Genomic DNA, 16,600 nt, shown 5'->3' on the forward strand with positions numbered 1-16,600 from the left:
GGGCCTGCATGCCGGCTGCAGGCAGACCCGTATTTCGAAGACGGGAAACATGCGGGAGAAGCCTCGGGTCAGAAGAGGCAGGGCCGCTTCGAGCTGTGAAATCAAAGCTCCTTTAGAAGGCTTGACGGCGACGGCGAACCCGCCAGCAGAGCGGCGGGAGAAGCCTCTCCCGTAGGCGCGATCATTTCCCCTTCCCCGAGACTATGCCTGTCGGGACCTTCGTTAGCTTGCGGGTCGACTGGCAAACGATCAACGGCCATCATGCTATGGCCTTCGAACACGGCGCCCTGCTCGATGATAAGCGTACCGGCCGCTAGCCGACCTTCCAGCCGGCCGGTAGGCGTTATACGAACGATGCCTTCTGCCTGAACGGAGCCTTCCAGCGTGCCGGCCACGACCACATCCGCCGCCTCCAGCTTTCGGCAGCGGACGATTCCCCGTTCGCCGATGGCAACCTCCCCCGCCGCGTGGATCGTCCCTACGAACTCTCCTTCGATTCGAAGGTCCGCTTCACTAGTCAGATTCCCTTGTATGCGACAGCCCTCGCCGATAAGAGTCACCGTGCGGGTTGCCCTTGCGCGCAGCCTGTTTTGGTTCCAGAGTCCGATCATGATTCAAGGCTCCCTTCCGTGTTATCACCCGGCAAATACTTACCCGGATCGGTGCTCTTGCCTTCCCGTAAAATCTCGTAGTGAAGATGAGGGCCTGTGCTTCTGCCCGTCGTGCCTAGTCCCCCGATCGTTTGTCCCTTGTCTAGCTGCTGTCCCTCGGCTACGGCTACATGGTTCAGATGCATGTACCAGGTGCGCAGTCCCTCAGCATGCTCGATGATAACGTGATGGCCGTGCAGCTTATCGTAGCCTACCGTATATACCGTTCCGCCGGCTGCGGCAAATATCGGGTCGTCCAGCTTGCCGGCGATATCGATGCCGCGGTGAAAGCTGAGCTTCCGCGTAAAGGGGTCCTTCCGGTAACCGTAGGGAGAGGTTACAACGCGGGAAACCGTCGGCCACAGGCTTGGCGTGCGGCGAAGCCGGTCCTGCCTCTCCAGCAGCTTGCTTCTGGCCTCGGTCCATCCTTCCGCTAGCCTATCCATCTCCAGCTCAAGCCAAGCAAAGGTACGGCCGGCGTCGGCTGCCAGACGCCTTATATCCTCGGGCTTGGCAGGAAAACTCGGTCCTCCCATACCGAAGAAGGCCGGGACAGATGGGGGTGGGGATGTGGAGCCGGCCTTTTCTCCGCTTGGGCGAGGAGCAAGCAGCTGCAGATCCTTCTCCAGCTTCTTCATTTCTTCCACCCGGCTCCGTACCTGTGCAGCTTGCTTGGATAACGAGAGTACCTCGCTTTGCAGCTCTTCGATGCGGCGATTTTTGCTAAGCAGCGCCTGCTCCAGCCTCACGGTTTTCCCGTCCAGCTCATGCGTCCGGTGGAAGGTGGCCGCTGTGGCGTACAGCTGCCTGGCATACAGACAGACAGCTGTGCCCGCAACTGCGAGAGCGGCCAGAACCGCGCAGCAGACAGCTCCCCGGGACAGCTTGAATCGAACAACGCTTGCGTTCGCATCCGGAATAATGAGGAACGTCAGCTTGTCGTGAAACCACTTGAGATTCATGATGACTCCCTTCTCTATAGTTTTCTTTCTCGCTTTGCTTCTTCTATGGTCAAGAATTTGCTTATCCCGTCATAGATTGGTTACAAACCGACTATGAAGAACGGGAGGAATTTCAATGTCGTTTTTACGTACCAACGGCATGACGCTCGAAGAGCGGCTTGCCCAGCATATCGGCTACGAGGTGGCCATCCAGGCTCAAGGCTTCGCCGGGGGGCCCGGCGTGCTGCAGAAGGTAGGCAAGCGATTCATGCGTGTCAGCGATCAGTATTTCGTTCCCGGTGGGGTCCAGGAGATCGTACTGCTCGGTCTCCCGCATAAGAGCACGGGCTCGGATGCCCGAGTGAGGACCGTACATACGGGCCTGTTCGAGGCTAAGCTGGTTCGTACCGGGCTTGACTTTGTCGAGCTGCTTGTCAATCGCGAGGGGGAGGAGGAGGAGCTGTGGATGCTCATTCCTTTCCGCCAGGTGATTAGTCTTGAGAAGGTCGGATAGCTAGCCTGCCGGCTACCTGCTGGAGGGAGGCCTTGGATTGAATTTGTCCGTCTTCTTCAGCTCGATCAGGGAGGTGGCGGCAGCGGCTATCAGACATAGCGCGTAGCCGGAGCCGCATATGATCCCGACGCTGGCATAGTCCGTACCCAGGAACAAGCCTGTCGCCGAAAAGATGATGCACAACAGGAGTAATCCGTTACCGACAAGCTTCCACACGGAAGCCGGTACCCGGGATAGCCGCCCGTTCCTCCGGTTGCCTGCTTCGGCTTTTTGCCCGGTATCCGCCTGCTCCGAGTGACCGTCAGGCGGGCTATGCGCCCCGCCGCCCGCTCTTTCCTGCCTGGGCGGAGGGAAGCGCCGAGCTCCGATCATGAGGCCGATCAGCAGCAGAGGCTGGTAGCAGGCTACGATCACAGGCGTGCTGAATTTCTCGAAGCTTAGCACCTCGGTCGTACTGGTGAAGGCGAGCGTAGTAGTCAACAGCAGAAAGAGGCTGGCAGGCGAATTGATCAGCGTATATTCACGCTGCTTGAACAGACTGGCTAACCCGATAAGGAAGGCCAGATAGACTGCAATGATCTTGCACGCGTTTATGGGATACCAGATGCTGAGAATGAACAGATCCATCCTATCCAGAAAATCGGTAATATGAATATGCTGTACCAGGCTGTAATTCGGATAGGTCATGTTGCCCGATATGATGGGACCCAGTACGATCAACTGCATGAACATGGAGAGACTCAGCAGGACCGCGGACGTAATGATCCCCAGCCGCAGGGCCGAACGGGCTTGTCTGGCGCTCCATAAGGTATGCAAAAAGGCGCCTGCCACCAGAATATCTCCGAACCATCCGAACCCCAGCAGGCTGGCAAAGGAATAGTTGGTCAAATCAAGCGTGACGATGGGCGTGATCAGTCTGCGGTCGATCTCATTGGACAAAACAATAGGCGATAAAATAATTTGCAGGAAGAAAAACGGAAAAAAAAGCTCATTGACCCGAGCGACCACCTCAACGCTGCTCCTGCCGTAGAAGATGAGGAGCAGCATGAACAGCATGATCAAAATACCAGGGGGCGTATTGGGCAGCAAGGTCGTACCGATAAACTGGCTGAATGATTTGAGATTGCGCATCAGAATAAACCAAATATGTACCAAGATAATCAGGTTAATCAGGGTGCCGAAGAAGCGGCCGAAGATGATGCTGGTTATCTCGAACAGATGCTTGCGCGGAAATCGGATAGCGAGCTTCGTCAAAACCCAGGCGACCAGCAAGGCATACAAGGCCGGTAATAAGAAGGTCATCCAAGCGTTCAGCTTCGCGATCCGGAACATCTCATGCTGAATGCTGAGCAAGCCTCCGCCTGTGAGCAGCGAGCAGATGAGCCAGGCAAACTGCTTGTGGCTGATAATCTGTAGGTTGGCGGACACGGTGCACTTCCTTTCCTGGAGATCAGGGTCAGTCCGGGTGAATAATAGTGAACACCCAGGGCGAAACCTTGTCGATAAAAAAACGGGTCGGCATCGGGACTTGATAGCCAAACACCACAGCCGCATACAGAACGAAGGTCACGATATACAGGAATACAGTGAAGCGTCTGATGCTGCGTGACATGACGTTCCAATGCTTCATATTCAGGAAAATCAGCAGAACGGCCAGCAGAATAAAGCAGATGAGAAACTCGCTAGTGTTCATGGTCAATCCATCGCTTTCGTAATGTTGTTGTAGATCAGACCTGTTTCGGTCAGCTCGCTGTGAACCTTGATATCGAACTTGGCCGTTTTTAGGGGCTGCGGCCATGATTTTTCGTATTTTTCTTTCCAAAGTCGAGGGTAGGTATCCCGGACATATTGGCCAAGCTGTGCAGAATCCGTTTCTTTTTCCTGCATGCGCTTAAAGGCTTCTTCGATGCACTGCCGAATGTAGGCGGATAGCTTCTCTTCGATTTCGGAAATTTTTCTGGGCTGACTGAAGTCGTAAAATTTGCTGCTTTCCAAAACCTTGGCTTTCGTTTCAATGTTGATATGGAAGCTAAGCTGCTCGTCTTTCAGTCTGGCCTTGATAGAAGTGTCGGTGTCGAACATCTTTATATCGAAATACTGTCCTTCCGTTTGCAGCATAGTGGAGAGGTTGATGCTGCCGGGCCTCAACAAGGTTAACCCGGCAGCTTCCCGTTCCTCGAAGATGCCGACGAGCTTGTCTCTCTTGAATTGACCGTAGCCCAGCACCTCAATTTCCTTCGAGCTTTTGAGTCCCTTGGAGGATTCCTTCACCCCCATATGGATGGCGACAGGATCGCTTCCCGGCATACTTAGCGCGAGCGCAAAGTCCTTCAGATTCAGATCCGTGACCATTCTCGATTTGGCCAGTTCCCGTATAGCCTCGGAGGGGAACCGCTCGAACTGTGGAGTGGCCTGCAGCAATTCATAGGCATTGCCCTTGGTTATGATGAAATAGGTCGTCATCCGGCTTTCGGGAGAGCGCGGAGTCCCATCGAAGATGTCCAGCACGCCTCTCTCCCGCGCTGCGCTTTCGCCGACCAGCACCGTACGGCGGTGAGCCAGCGTCATCCGGCGGGCCATCCGTTTTTGCAGCTTGGCTTGAGCTTCCCGGAAGGTTTTTCCGGTTTCGGAATCCAGGTAATAGCTTTTGTTTCCGCCCGAAACGGTACCGCCCCCGCCTCCCGAGGCTCCCCCCATGGACCCGGGCAGCGGCAGCATCACCGTATAGCGGACGCTGCCGTCCTTCTCCAGATCGATCGCTGTAGATAGAATAAAGGCCAAATCATTAATTTCTGTCCGGTCCCAACAGCCGGACAGCAGCAGCAGTGCAGCCGCTGCCAGACCTAGCCGCCTGATGGCCGTCATCAAGATTCCTCCTTATCCTGTTTATCCTTATCTGAATGATCCTGTTGGTTCTTCTTGTCTCCATCATCGTCATGAGAGATGGTTATGCCGCGCTGACCGGATTGCTGCATGATTTCGTCCGGCAAAGCATTGCTCATCCTCGTATGCTCCTGGACCGGCATGAAAGCGGGTCGCTCCTTCAGCGCCCACAACGGGGCGCGGATCAGGATATCGTTCATATTTGATCCGGTGAGCGGAGCAAGCGGGGACAAGTAAGGAATGCCGAATGAGCGCAGGCTGGCCATATGGCCGATGATCAGCATCAGAGCCGTCAATATTCCATAGATGCCGAACAGCGATGCCGCGATGATGATGGGGAAACGCAGCATTCGGATCGCGATGGCTCCATTGAACCGGGGGATCGTAAATGAAGCGATCCCGGTAATCGAAACTACGATAACCATCGGGGCCGACACGATCCCGGCCTGCACGGACGCCTGTCCGACGACGAGAGCTCCGAGAATGGAGACGGCGGAGCCGATCGTTTTGGGAAGCCGGATGCCGGCCTCGCGAAGCGCCTCGAAGGTAATTTCCATGATCAGCACCTCCACAACAGCGGGAAAAGGAATAGCTTCCCTGGCAGCTGCTATCGATAGAAGAAGGGACGTCGGCAGCAGATCCTGGTGGTAAGTGGTGACGGCGACATACATGCCAGGCGTGAGCAGGGATAAAAAGAGCAGCAGGTAACGCAGCCATCGGATCAGCGTGGAGATCTGGAAGCGCTCGTAGTAATCCTCGCTGGTCTGAAGGATTTCGGTAAAGACAAAGGGCACCAGCAGAACGAAAGGCGTCCCGTCCACGATGATTCCTATGCGGCCTTGCAGCAAGGCGGCCGCGACCATATCCGGCCGCTCCGTATATTGAACCTGGGGGAACGGCGAATAAGCCGAGTCCTGAATAAATTCCTCTATATAACCCGATTCGAGTACCGCATCGATATCAATCTTCTGCAGCCGCCGCATGACTTCCTCGACCATGGCCGGATCGGCAATATCCTGCAGATAAGTCACTACGACATTCGTATTGCTTTCCCGCCCGATAATCAGCGGCTTCATCTTCAGATGCGGCGTCTTTAGCTTGCGTCGGATCATCGACGTATTGGTCCGAATATTCTCGACAAAGCCTTCGCGCGGGCCGCGTACGACGGATTCGGTCTCCGGCTCGTTGATTGAGCGTTTTTCCATGCCGCGGACGCCCATCAGCAGCGCCTTATTGTTATGCTCCACGATCAATCCGGTATCGCCGCCAAGCACGGAGAGCAGCAGATCGCCGTAATTGTCCACCTTCTCGATCTGCGATACGGGCAGCACCGACTCCGATATTTCGTCGATAAATCGCTCCCCGCCCTCGAGAATCATCAAGGCTTTCATCGCTTCGTTCACTTCTTCCGTTTTGGCCATGCCGTCGACGAAGAACAGAATAGCCCGTACGCTTTGCTGCAGCTGCAGATCGCGAACGACAAAGTCGGAGCAGTTATCGAATAATTCTTTCACATACTGCCGGTTGTCATCGAGTTCCATAGAGATCGGAACCTTGCGCAGTTCATCAACGAACCGGTAATCCCGGTTGAGCATGTTAGGCTCCTTCTTATCCTTGCCTTGTTTGCTTCGGCCTCTTTTGAGCATGCGCTGCCATCCTCCTTCCGCCCTTGTTCCTGCACGCCCCGGTCACTCCGGTTGGCATCTCCCGCCTATTTTGGCTTCAAACGCCAAAAATTATGTCAGCATGCCGGCGGAAACTATCAAATAGGCAAAAGAACAAGCCCGCGGCGTCCGAATAGCCCGGACGAGACTGGTTAAAGCTAGCAAAGAGAAAAGCAGGCCTGTGTACTCGGGGAGGGGATGTACCTTGCTGTGGCTCGTCATGGCGCTCGTGTTGTTTATATTGCAAATATTGACGATTTTGCTTGTGGAGGTTCGTCATCCATCCAAGGCGATGGCTTGGCTTTTCATTTTGTTTATCGTTCCGGTCATAGGGTTTGCCGTGTATTATTTTCTGGCCAGGGATTACAAGCACCGCAAGAAGGTGAGGCGCATCGGCCGCAGGCATGTACACGACCTTCAAGAATACGGCAAGAAGCAGAAGGCCCAGCACTTGGGGATTGACGAGGAGCGGATCCAGGGATGGAGGTCAGAGCCGCGGCTGTTTGCGCTACTGAACAATATTCCCGGCTCGCTGATTACGATGCGCAATGAAGTGAGCGTGCTGACCAACGCTTCGGAGACCTATCCGGCTATGCTGGCTGCCATGGAACAGGCGAAGCACTACATTCATTTCGAATTTTACACGATACGTCATGACAAGGCGGGGCGCTTGTTCCAGGAGGTGCTCATGCGCAAAGCGCGAGAGGGTGTTAAGGTACGCTGTCTCTTCGACGGAATCGGCAGCTATCAGCTGAGCGAGAGGTTTGTTGCGGAATTAAAGCAGGCCGGCTGCGAGGTGCACCTCTTCCTTCCTGCACTTATTGCTTTTTTCGACAAGCGGATCAATTATCGCAATCATCGGAAAATCCTCGTAGTCGACGGTAAGATAGGGTATCTCGGAGGAATCAATATCGGCGACGAATATTTGGGCGGCGATCCGAAGCTGGGCTTCTGGCGCGATACGCATCTGGAGCTGGAGGGGGATGCGGTGTATTCGCTGCAGCATACCTTTTTAACCGACTGGCATTTTGCCAGCGGGCAGCGTTTGGCGGACTCGTCCCTATTCCCCGAGCATGATTGCAGCGGGACCAAGCCGGTTCAGGTACTCTCAAGCGGCCCGGATGCTCATTGGGATGCGATGCTGGAGATGTATTTCGGGGCGATTACCGCGGCCAAGAAGCGGATCTACATTACGACGCCTTATTTTATCCCGGATCCAAGCATCTCCATGGGTTTGAAAACTGCGGCGCTCAGCGGGGTGGATGTTCGTATCATCTTTCCCGAGAAGTCGGACTCCCGGATTGTGAACTACGCCTCGCGCAGCTATATGGAGGATCTGATGACGGCTGGCGTCCGGTTCTATGCTTACCGGAATGGGTTTATTCATGCGAAGGTGATGCTTATCGATCATTTGCTGGCAACGATAGGCACCACCAACATGGATATGCGCAGCTTCTACAGCAATTTCGAGCTCAATGCAGTTATGTTCGACAAGGCTACGCTGCAACGGATTGAATCGGATTTTATCCAGGATTTGAAAGCCAGCACCGAGGTCAAGCTGGCTCAGTTCGAGCAGCGCTCCAAGACCCAGCGGATGAAGGAGGTCGCCGGAAGATTGCTGTCGCCATTGATGTAACGCGCTGACAGCCTTCTTCTTTGTTGCTCAGCTGTCTGGAAGGAAGGAGAGCACAGGATCCAGATTTTGCGGAGGCAGCGCTGCGATCAGATCCCCCTTCTGCCGGATTCTTGCGATCACGTTAAGCAGATTGAACTCTCGCGGATCGCAGCCAAGCGCCACCTCATCCCATGTCAGAGGCGTGGACACGCTGGCAGCTTGTCTTGCTCTTGGCGTATAAGGGGCGGATAAGGTCTTTCCGTACCAATGCTGCAAATAATCGATATAAATGAGCGTGCCGCGGTCTTTCTTCAACCGTTCGATGGTAAACAGCCGGGGGTGCTTCTGTACCGCGTAGCGGGCGACGAAAGACCCGATCCGACGAAGCTCCTCGAAGGTATAGCCTCTCTCCGCGGCAATCGGCACATAAATCTGTACGCCGGTAGCCCCCGATGTTTTGGGAACGGAGCGGATGTTCATACGATCCAGAATTTCGCCAAGGATTCCAGCCGCCTCCATAATACGAGGCTCCGGATCGAGGCTGGGATCGATATCAATCAGCCATTCGACCGGCTTGTCGCTCCCAATGCGATGGAAGGACGGATGGAATTCCAGCGCTGCCAGATTGCCCAGCCACAGCAGGGTAGGCAGCGAGTCGAGATGAACGTAGCGAATCCCGTCGAGCTCCGCCGTATGCACAAAGGAAGGGAGCGGCTCCGGCGCATTTTTCTGGTAGAATGATTTGTCGTTCCAACCGTGAGGGTAGCGGATCGTCGTCAGATAACGGTCGCGGCAGTACGTCAGCAGGTAGGGAGAGAGCTGGGCCAGCTTTTCCAGGTACATCGCCTTCGTGATGCCTTGCTCCGGCCAAAGCGGCTTGTCCGGATTCGTAACCGTCAATTCATGGCCTTCGATGATGACCGTGCCTTTGGTTGCCGTATGTTTTTTCGTGTAAGAGCCCATTTCATTTCTCCTCCTAGCTTTGGGTATACAATGATCTGCCGGATATGGACAAGCTTAGAGTAGCTTAGAGACAGGGAGCCCGAAGATTCCCTATGTACAGGTAAAGTAGAAAGGAGGCTGAGGTCCATGGAGCTGGAGCCTGTTATTCCGTTCGAACCGATCAGCGCGAGCAGCTTCCCGCAAGGGGATAATTGGGTTGCCCAGATCAAGTGGGATGGAGTTAGAATGCTTACGTATAAGGATAGCTCCGGGGTGAAGCTGATCAATCGAAGGCTAAACGAGAGGACGCTGCAGTATCCGGAGCTGCAGACCTCCTCCCGCTATTGTTCCGCTTCCTCCTTCATTCTGGACGGGGAGCTGATCGCGTTCGATCGGGACCGCCCTTCCTTCCACGAGATTATGAGACGCGACGCGCTGAAGCGCAGCTCCTCCATCGAGCGGGTGTCCCGCGAGGTGCCCGTGACCTACATGATTTTCGATCTTCTTTATTATGACGGGAACTGGGTGACGGACCGCCCTCTTGCCGAAAGACAGCGGCTGCTGACGGAGCTGGTTCTTCCACAGCCTGACGTTCAGCTCGTCCAAAATTATACCGATGCCGAAGCCTTGCTGGCCGTCATGGCCCGGCATCGGATGGAGGGCGTCGTCTGCAAAGATCTGGCCAGCGCTTACGCGCCGGGCGGCAAGGACAAACGCTGGCAGAAGCGTAAGATTATGCATGATCTTTACGCCGCTATCGGCGGCGTGACCTATCGCGGCAAGGTGGTCAATGCCCTGCTCCTGGGGCTGTACGACGGGAACGGCGACTTTGTCTACATCGGTCATGCCGGAACCGGCAAAGTTAGCGGCCGGGAATGGCAGGAGCTGACCGAGCGGATCGGACCCCTTATCGTCAGCGAGCGGCCCTTCATCCATGAACCGGAGCGGAGCAAGGATGCGGTGTGGCTCCGGCCCCGGCTCACGGTGAAGGTGCAATTTCTGGAATGGACTCCCGGAGGGACGATGAGGCATCCCAGTATACAGGCTTTCGCCGAGATTCCGCCCGGCGACTGTACGACAAACCAGTTGGGCTAGCTTCGCGCTTGCTTAGGGTTAGGAGGAGACGGTTTCTTTGGCTTTCCCCTTGGCTTTGCTCTTCGCGCCTGCCGCCGCTTTCTTCGGCTTGGGCGTCGGCTCGGTCGTTACGGGGCCGACGGCTTCGAGGCTGGCCTGGAGGGCGGACATCAAGTCGATCACATTGGCGCGATGCGGCTCCGGAGCTACGCTCACCTGCTGACCGGATACCTTAAGATCAATTGCTTCGAGCAGAGCTTCCCGATACGTATCCGTATACTTCTGCGGCTCAAACGGCGTGGACAGCTGGCTGATCAGCAGCTTGGCCATATCCAGCTCCTTTTCATTCACCTTGCTTTCCTCCGGGAGGTTGGGCACCTGAGCGACAGGACGAATTTCGTCCGGGTAGAAGATCGTTTCCATCGCCAGGCATCGGTCGATGATCCGGATCGCGGCGAGGCTCGACTTGGAGCGGATCGATACCTTGGCTATGCCGATTTTGCCAGTCTCGCGCATGGCCTCCAGGAGCAGGCTGTACGCCCCGGAGCCCGTTTCGTTAGGGGACAAATAATACGTTTTGTGAAAGTAGACCGGATCGATATCCGTCAGATCGACAAAATCCAAAATTTTGATTTCCTTGGTCACCTCTCCGGTAAGCTTCTCCAGCTCGTCCTTCTCGAATAAGACGAAGGCTCCGGGCTCGTACTCGTAGCCGCGTGCGATTTCCTCCCATTCGACCTCTCTGTCGCAATGCTGGCATTTGCGTACAAAATTAAGCGGCGTACTGCAGACTTTGTGAATCATACGCATCGATATGTCCTTATCCTCCGTAGCCGAGAACATCTTGACGGGGACATGCACCAGACCGAAGCTGATCGCGCCTTTCCAAACGGTATGCATCGGGCACTTCCTCCTAGGGTTGTATTTCCGTTAGTATGCCTTGCCGGACCCCTCGTCAGTTCTGGGAACGGTTTCCGCGCAGTCGGCTTTGCGGGCAGAACGTTTCCGGCGCATGGGATAGGCTTCCGGTGGGAACGCTAAGCAAGAGGACGAATATCGGGCTTGCACTTGCAAGCTCATCGACCGAATTTCTTACTAGGGTAGAGAGGAGGCAGAACTATGAGTGAAATAAGTACATCGGCGAATGCCAATCCGGACGATGCTGCCCACGAGGGGCGGGAGTCGAGCTTTATGGATATCGACCGTATGATCAATGAAGGCCTTGGTGGAGGAACGGTATCTATGCACAACGGTTTGATCGATGATTCTACGACCGATACGATGGATCATCCGGAGTCTGTGCTTGGCGGAGGTGGTACGGAATGAAGGTAGATCGGGCGCTCCAGATTCTTCAGACGGATCACAAAGTCGACGTAGAGCTGAACGGTGTAGCCGTGTGGATCGATAGCGTGGACACGGCTAGCCAGACGGCTAAAATTCATGATGAAGACCGTCCTGCGGACGCAAAGGTCGTGCCTGTCGATCAATTGCAGGAAATCGAATAGCTGCCCCCGTCTTCCTGCTCCGGCTTTCCGGCTGTACCTCCGCTTCTTGCGAGGATGGCCCGGAGAGCTTTTTTGTTGCGGCGAGCGGACAGGAAGGTCTATAATAATGGTCAAATACTTACGGAGTGGAGGCGGATGCCGTGACCCCGGTTGATGAGTTTTCGCTCATCCGCCTACTGACGGGCGGAAAGCAAACGAATGCCTTCCAACAGGAGGGCGGCGTAGCCGTCGGCATCGGCGACGATGCGGCGGTAGTCAATGTGAATTCTGGCACACAGTTGATTCTGACCTGCGATACGATGACCGAGGAAATCCACTTTAAGCGGATTACCATGCCTGATCGGGATGTGGGCTTCAAAGCGATGGCGTCCGCCGTCAGCGACATCGCCGCCATGGGCGGCTTGCCGCGGTTTGCGCTCATATCGTTGACTGTCCCGGCAGGGAATAATGTAGAACGGGTGCGCAGCATGTACGAGGGCCTGTACGACTGTGCCGGACGATTCGGAATCTCTATCGTGGGCGGAGACACGACGTCTTCGGCAGGCGGGATTACCCTTTCGGTCACGGTTATTGGCGAAACGCCCGCAGGGCAAGCGCTGCTTCGCAGCTCGGCCCAGCCTGGCGATGTCGTATTCGCTACCGGCTATATGGGGCGTTCCGCCGCGGGGCTGGAGTGGCTGCTTCGCCAGAACCTCCCTTCCGAGCAGTGGGACGAGTCAGCCGGTTCGGAGCATGCGAAGCTGGTGGAGGCTCACTGCCGTCCCCTTCCGCAGGTGGAAGCGGGGCTGGCGTTGAGCCGATCAGGCGTTTGCCATGCTCTTAATGACATAAGCGATGGCTTGTCCAGCGAGGTTTGGGAAATTGCGGAGGCGTCGGGGGTCTCCATCGATCTGCTCGAAGAGCGGATCCCGATAGCCGAGGAGCTGCGCGCTTATGCCGCAGCCCAGGGCCGGGACCCGCTGGAGTATGTACTGACCGGCGGAGAGGACTACCAACTGCTGGGTACGGCTGCGGCCGAGCAGGCTTTGGCTCTGCAGCAGGCGCTTGGCGAAGCGGGTATTGCGCTTCATGTGATCGGGCATGTCCATAGCGGTCCTGCCGGCGTCCGGCTTATCCGCAGCGGCGGCGATACGTTGACCTTGGAAAGACAAGGGTATAACCATTTTAAGGACCGAAAGGACGGGGAGTAGCGGAATGTCCTCATACGAGTACTTCGCGGGGGATTTGGCGCATACGGCCGAGCTTGCCTCCCGGCTTGCCCCGCTTCTGGGGCCTGGAACCGTAATTGGTCTGGACGGCGATCTGGGAGCGGGGAAGACGGCTTTCTCGCAAGCGATTGCCCGAGAGCTGGGGGTTGCCGGGATCGTCAACAGTCCGACATTTACGATCATTAAGGAATATGAGGGAGAGAAGCTCCCTTTTTATCATATGGATGTGTACCGGCTGTCGATGGAAGAGGCGGATGAGCTGGGTTTGGACGAATACTTCTACGGCGATGGCGTGACTTTGGTCGAGTGGGCCTCGCTCGTGGAGGACTTGCTGCCGCCTGAGCGCCTGTCGATTTATATCGAGCACGAAGGCGAGCAGGCCAGGCGGTTCCGCTTAATTCCAGCGGGGGAGCCTTATGTTCAGTGGTGCAGCCAACTAAAGGAGAACGGATGGCTACGATGACGATTACCGAAAGGCATTATGATGATCATACATGGATGATGGCCGTCGATACCTCTACGGCTTACATGACGGCGGCTTTGTCAAAGGGAGGCCTGTGGGCTGGGGAGATGACGTCCCGTGCCGAGCGCAATCATTCGCTTTACCTGGTGCCCGCTTTGCAGAGCCTGCTGGATGAGGAGGGATTACGCGCCCGGGAGCTTGGCGGCTTTGCTATAGGGGTGGGCCCGGGTTCCTATACGGGCGTGCGGATCGGAGTTACAGTCGCCAAAACCTTCGCATGGACGCATGGCCTGGCTTTGCTCGGCGTCTCTTCGCTTGAAGCGATGGCGCTCGGAGGCGCTTATCTGTCGCTGCAGGCTGCTCCTTTGGAGGAAGAGGAGACGGTAGTGGCTCGCGGCGGCAAACTCGATGCGATGGAAACGGTGCTAAAGTCTGCCCGCGAGACGGGGGAGACCACCTGGATCGTGCCTATGATCGAGGCTAGACGCGGACAAGCCTTCACGTCGGTCTACAAGGCTTCGCCGGACGGATGGCGTTGTGTGGCGGAGGACGGGATAAGGCTGACTGCGCCCTGGATCGGGGAGTGGACAAGGCTCGCGGAGCAGGATCGGCCCGACCGGGTGCTTTTCGCCGGTGAAACCGGCTTGCATGAGCAAGCTATCGCTTCTCTGGGCGAGGCATGGGGCGGACGCGTAGACAAGACGGGGCACGGCATCCGCGCGCGATTCGTCGCAGAGCTCGGGAGGATGCGGTGGAAGCGGGGGGAATTGGAACATGTTCATGCATTGGTTCCGAACTATACGCAGTTGGCGGAAGCCGAAGCGAAGCTTCTCGCCAAGCGACCGTAAGGGAGGTCCGGGACAAGTGGGGGATAAACGCGCGCTGCAGCATAGCGGTACAGAAACAGTTGCCTTTAGGGCGATGAGCCTGGAGGACATTCCTGCGATTTGCCATATTGAGAAGGAATCGTTTACGACCCCTTGGACGGCAGCCGCTTTTCAAAATGAGCTGACCAATAATCAATTTGCCAACTATATCGTACTGGAATACGAAGGGAAGATTGCCGGCTATGGCGGGATGTGGCTGATTATGGAAGAAGCCCATGTGACGAATATAGCCATTGGCGCCGCTTATCGCGGCCGTAAGCTGGGAGACAGGCTGCTCACGGAGATGCAGCGCACGGCTGGATCGCTGGGCGCTCAGCGGATGACGCTGGAGGTTCGCCCCTCCAATGAAGTGGCGCTTGGCCTTTATGCAAAAAAAGGCTTTCGTTCGGTAGGCGTAAGACGCGGCTATTATACGGATAATCAAGAGGACGCTTTAATTATGTGGGCCGACCTGCCCGCATCGGTCAGCAAGCCGTAGCGCTGGGCTATGGAGCATAACGGAGCGCAAGAGGGTTGATAAGGCATGCCCAGGATGGATGTTGCTCTTGTGCCGGCGGTGAAGATTTTATAGGGGATAGGGAGCGATTGGGTTGAAATTGAAGCAAGAGGAGGCCGGGAGCCGTCCAAGCTCCGAATCGGGCAGCCCTGTTTATATATTGGCGATCGAAACCAGCTGTGACGAAACGTCGGTCGCTATCGTACGCGATGGGACGGATATTTTGGCCAATGTGGTTTCGAGTCAAGTTGAGACGCATCGGCTGTACGGAGGCGTGGTCCCCGAGGTGGCTTCGCGCCAGCATGTGGAGATGATTACGCTTATTATCGAGGAGGCCTTTGCCAAGGCGAACGTTCGTCCCGATCAATTGTCCGCCGTCGCCGTGACCCATGGACCGGGCTTGATCGGAGCGCTGCTGGTCGGAGTGGTGGCCGCCAAGACGCTTGCCTGCGCACTGGAGCTTCCGCTGATCGGCGTCCATCATATTGCCGGACATATTTATGCTAATGAGCTGGTTCACGCTATCCAATATCCATGCATGTCGCTGGTCGTATCCGGAGGGCACACGGAATTGGTTCACGTGGAATCGGAAGGCGTGTTCCGCATCATCGGACAAACCCGCGACGATGCGGCGGGCGAAGCCTATGACAAGGTGGCCCGCGCGTTAAAGCTGCCGTATCCCGGCGGCCCCCATATCGACCGGCTGGCGCATGAAGCGGAGGAGGCTGTGCCTCTTCCCCGCGCGTGGCTGGAGCCGGATTCGTATGACTTCAGCTTCAGCGGGCTGAAGTCCGCCGTGTTGGCCGCGCTGAATACGGCGGCCATGAAGGGACAGCCACTGGCGCCGGAGGCCGTGGCTCGCGGGTTCCAGGACTCGGTTATCGAGGTCCTGGTGGAGAAGGCTTTGCGCGCCGTGAAGGAATACGGCGCGAAGCAGCTTTTGTTGGCCGGCGGCGTGGCTGCCAACAAGGGCCTGCGCGCCGCCCTGGAGGCGCGCTGTGCACAGGCCGGCGTGCCGCTGCTCGCGCCGCCGCTGGCTCTGTGCACCGATAACGCGGCGATGATCGCCGCCGCCGCGTTTTTGAAATATCGGCGAGGGGAGTTCTCGCCGATGGACTTGAAGGCCGAGCCGCTGCTCCAGCTGGAGGCGTGGTCGGTATCCTAGAGTATTCCTGCAGCAGCCGTTGATAGAGGAGGGCCTTCGAGGCACCCGATGGTTCAACGGCTGTCTTGCTGGAAAAAGATTCAGGTCGATAAAGCTTGCTTTCTTCAACTCTATTTGTTATATTACTTCTTGTCGCTTTGAAGGCGGCAGCAGCAGCGAATGCAGGGATGAAAAACTTTTTTTAAAAAAAGACTTGCATCTAGCATCGCGGTTGTGTTAATATAAATGAGCTGCTTCGAGAAGCGAGCAAGCCGATCGGAACAGTAAGATTTAAAAGAAGCATAATTGCCCTTTGAAAACTGAACAACGAGTGAGTGTTAAATAGAGAATGAAAATTCTCGCTAGCAGTAACTTTTGAGCAAGTCGAACAAACCTTAATGGAGAGTTTGATCCTGGCTCAGGACGAACGCTGGCGGCGTGCCTAATACATGCAAGTCGAGCGGACTTATTCCTTCGGGGATGGGTTAGCGGCGGACGGGTGAGTAACACGTAGGCAACCTGCCTGTAAGACTGGGATAACTACCGGAAACGGTAGCTAAGACCGGATAGCTGGTCACTCCGCATGGAGAGATCATGAAACATGGGGCAACCTA

18 protein-coding genes and 1 rRNA gene are annotated in these 16,600 nt (G+C 56.1%); 11 read left to right on the forward strand and 8 right to left on the reverse strand.

The features are described 5' to 3' along the window. Positions 1 to 101: 101 nt before the first annotated feature. Positions 102 to 611, reverse strand: coding sequence for a bactofilin family protein (locus GSF01_RS13305; RefSeq protein WP_159884708.1), 510 nt, complete (start codon positions 609 to 611; stop codon positions 102 to 104). Beyond that, complete coding sequence (locus GSF01_RS13310; protein WP_159884710.1) at positions 608 to 1,612, reverse strand: M23 family metallopeptidase; 1,005 nt, start codon at positions 1,610 to 1,612, stop codon at positions 608 to 610. Before GSF01_RS13310 ends, GSF01_RS13305 begins: the two co-directional genes overlap by 4 nt. Before the next feature lie 115 nt (positions 1,613 to 1,727). Here GSF01_RS13310 and GSF01_RS13315 point away from each other — a divergent pair, with 115 nt between their 5' ends. After that, positions 1,728 to 2,105: a hypothetical protein gene (locus tag GSF01_RS13315; RefSeq protein WP_235941446.1), complete on the forward strand. Its 378-nt coding sequence runs from the start codon at positions 1,728 to 1,730 to the stop codon at positions 2,103 to 2,105. A gap of 12 nt (positions 2,106 to 2,117) precedes the next feature. Here the strand turns inward: GSF01_RS13315 and GSF01_RS13320 are convergent, their stop codons facing one another. Genes GSF01_RS13320 through GSF01_RS13335 form a run of 4 tightly spaced genes read right to left on the reverse strand, consistent with a single transcriptional unit; the run spans position 2,118 to position 6,583 of the window. Then, entirely contained in the window at positions 2,118 to 3,533 is a 1,416-nt protein-coding gene (locus GSF01_RS13320; RefSeq protein WP_159884712.1) for a GerAB/ArcD/ProY family transporter, read from the reverse strand. Positions 3,534 to 3,561: 28 nt separating this feature from the next. After that, complete coding sequence (locus tag GSF01_RS13325; protein WP_159884714.1) at positions 3,562 to 3,798, reverse strand: hypothetical protein; 237 nt, start codon at positions 3,796 to 3,798, stop codon at positions 3,562 to 3,564. A 2-nt stretch (positions 3,799 to 3,800) separates the two neighbouring features. After that, complete coding sequence (locus tag GSF01_RS13330) at positions 3,801 to 4,970, reverse strand: Ger(x)C family spore germination protein (protein WP_159884716.1); 1,170 nt, start codon at positions 4,968 to 4,970, stop codon at positions 3,801 to 3,803. Continuing rightward, on the reverse strand, positions 4,970 to 6,583 hold the full coding sequence (locus GSF01_RS13335) for a spore germination protein (RefSeq protein ID WP_235941453.1): 1,614 nt from the start codon (positions 6,581 to 6,583) through the stop codon (positions 4,970 to 4,972). The genes GSF01_RS13330 and GSF01_RS13335 overlap by 1 nt, the downstream gene beginning before the upstream one ends. Positions 6,584 to 6,857: 274 nt before the next feature. Here GSF01_RS13335 and cls point away from each other — a divergent pair, with 274 nt between their 5' ends. Next, entirely contained in the window at positions 6,858 to 8,288 is a 1,431-nt protein-coding gene (gene cls, locus GSF01_RS13340) for a cardiolipin synthase (RefSeq protein WP_201305382.1), read from the forward strand. A gap of 27 nt (positions 8,289 to 8,315) precedes the next feature. Here cls and ligD read toward each other — a convergent pair whose 3' ends face one another. Then, on the reverse strand, positions 8,316 to 9,230 hold the full coding sequence (gene ligD, locus GSF01_RS13345) for a non-homologous end-joining DNA ligase (RefSeq protein ID WP_159884720.1): 915 nt from the start codon (positions 9,228 to 9,230) through the stop codon (positions 8,316 to 8,318). A gap of 126 nt (positions 9,231 to 9,356) precedes the next feature. Here ligD and GSF01_RS13350 point away from each other — a divergent pair, with 126 nt between their 5' ends. Beyond that, the gene (locus GSF01_RS13350) at positions 9,357 to 10,304 is read left to right on the forward strand and encodes an ATP-dependent DNA ligase (RefSeq protein WP_159884722.1); all 948 of its coding nucleotides are present in this window, start codon (positions 9,357 to 9,359) and stop codon (positions 10,302 to 10,304) included. Positions 10,305 to 10,322: 18 nt separating this feature from the next. Here GSF01_RS13350 and ku read toward each other — a convergent pair whose 3' ends face one another. Next, positions 10,323 to 11,183: a non-homologous end joining protein Ku gene (ku, locus tag GSF01_RS13355; RefSeq protein ID WP_159884724.1), complete on the reverse strand. Its 861-nt coding sequence runs from the start codon at positions 11,181 to 11,183 to the stop codon at positions 10,323 to 10,325. Between the two features lie 219 nt (positions 11,184 to 11,402). Here ku and GSF01_RS13360 point away from each other — a divergent pair, with 219 nt between their 5' ends. From GSF01_RS13360 to GSF01_RS13395, 8 genes are all read left to right on the forward strand, one after another. Next, a complete protein-coding gene (locus GSF01_RS13360; RefSeq protein WP_159884726.1) occupies positions 11,403 to 11,609 on the forward strand; it encodes a hypothetical protein in 207 nt (68 codons plus the stop codon). Then, positions 11,606 to 11,788 (forward strand): H-type small acid-soluble spore protein, encoded by a 183-nt coding sequence (locus tag GSF01_RS13365; protein WP_159884728.1) that lies wholly within the window; start codon positions 11,606 to 11,608, stop codon positions 11,786 to 11,788. The genes GSF01_RS13360 and GSF01_RS13365 overlap by 4 nt, the downstream gene beginning before the upstream one ends. A 140-nt stretch (positions 11,789 to 11,928) precedes the next feature. Beyond that, positions 11,929 to 12,978, forward strand: coding sequence for a thiamine-phosphate kinase (gene thiL, locus GSF01_RS13370; RefSeq protein ID WP_159884730.1), 1,050 nt, complete (start codon positions 11,929 to 11,931; stop codon positions 12,976 to 12,978). 4 nt (positions 12,979 to 12,982) lie between these two features. After that, entirely contained in the window at positions 12,983 to 13,459 is a 477-nt protein-coding gene (tsaE, locus tag GSF01_RS13375; protein ID WP_159884732.1) for a tRNA (adenosine(37)-N6)-threonylcarbamoyltransferase complex ATPase subunit type 1 TsaE, read from the forward strand. Next, complete coding sequence (gene tsaB, locus GSF01_RS13380; protein WP_235941447.1) at positions 13,456 to 14,307, forward strand: tRNA (adenosine(37)-N6)-threonylcarbamoyltransferase complex dimerization subunit type 1 TsaB; 852 nt, start codon at positions 13,456 to 13,458, stop codon at positions 14,305 to 14,307. Before tsaE ends, tsaB begins: the two co-directional genes overlap by 4 nt. 73 nt (positions 14,308 to 14,380) lie before the next feature. Next, positions 14,381 to 14,824: a ribosomal protein S18-alanine N-acetyltransferase gene (gene rimI / locus GSF01_RS13385; RefSeq protein WP_235941455.1), complete on the forward strand. Its 444-nt coding sequence runs from the start codon at positions 14,381 to 14,383 to the stop codon at positions 14,822 to 14,824. A gap of 118 nt (positions 14,825 to 14,942) precedes the next feature. Continuing rightward, positions 14,943 to 16,007: a tRNA (adenosine(37)-N6)-threonylcarbamoyltransferase complex transferase subunit TsaD gene (gene tsaD, locus GSF01_RS13390; protein ID WP_201305386.1), complete on the forward strand. Its 1,065-nt coding sequence runs from the start codon at positions 14,943 to 14,945 to the stop codon at positions 16,005 to 16,007. Between the two features lie 374 nt (positions 16,008 to 16,381). Beyond that, a 16S ribosomal RNA gene (locus GSF01_RS13395) occupies positions 16,382 to 16,600 on the forward strand; the annotation flags it as partial.

Source organism: Paenibacillus puerhi (assembly GCF_009846885.1).
GTDB classification, from domain to species: Bacteria; Bacillota; Bacilli; order Paenibacillales; family NBRC-103111; genus Paenibacillus_G; species Paenibacillus_G puerhi.

Coding starts and splice junctions, on each gene's coding strand:
- rimI (WP_235941455.1), top strand. CDS start 14,381: ATGAGCCTGGAGGACATTCCTGCGATTTGCCATATTGAGAAGGAATCG.
- GSF01_RS13315 (WP_235941446.1), top strand. CDS start 1,728: ATGTCGTTTTTACGTACCAACGGCATGACGCTCGAAGAGCGGCTTGCC.
- ligD (WP_159884720.1), bottom strand. CDS start 9,230: ATGGGCTCTTACACGAAAAAACATACGGCAACCAAAGGCACGGTCATC.
- GSF01_RS13310 (WP_159884710.1), bottom strand. CDS start 1,612: ATGAATCTCAAGTGGTTTCACGACAAGCTGACGTTCCTCATTATTCCG.
- tsaB (WP_235941447.1), top strand. CDS start 13,456: ATGACGATTACCGAAAGGCATTATGATGATCATACATGGATGATGGCC.
- GSF01_RS13330 (WP_159884716.1), bottom strand. CDS start 4,970: ATGACGGCCATCAGGCGGCTAGGTCTGGCAGCGGCTGCACTGCTGCTG.
- GSF01_RS13365 (WP_159884728.1), top strand. CDS start 11,606: ATGAAGGTAGATCGGGCGCTCCAGATTCTTCAGACGGATCACAAAGTC.
- tsaE (WP_159884732.1), top strand. CDS start 12,983: ATGTCCTCATACGAGTACTTCGCGGGGGATTTGGCGCATACGGCCGAG.
- ku (WP_159884724.1), bottom strand. CDS start 11,183: ATGCATACCGTTTGGAAAGGCGCGATCAGCTTCGGTCTGGTGCATGTC.
- GSF01_RS13325 (WP_159884714.1), bottom strand. CDS start 3,798: ATGAACACTAGCGAGTTTCTCATCTGCTTTATTCTGCTGGCCGTTCTG.
- GSF01_RS13335 (WP_235941453.1), bottom strand. CDS start 6,583: ATGCTCAACCGGGATTACCGGTTCGTTGATGAACTGCGCAAGGTTCCG.
- GSF01_RS13305 (WP_159884708.1), bottom strand. CDS start 611: ATGATCGGACTCTGGAACCAAAACAGGCTGCGCGCAAGGGCAACCCGC.
- GSF01_RS13360 (WP_159884726.1), top strand. CDS start 11,403: ATGAGTGAAATAAGTACATCGGCGAATGCCAATCCGGACGATGCTGCC.
- GSF01_RS13350 (WP_159884722.1), top strand. CDS start 9,357: ATGGAGCTGGAGCCTGTTATTCCGTTCGAACCGATCAGCGCGAGCAGC.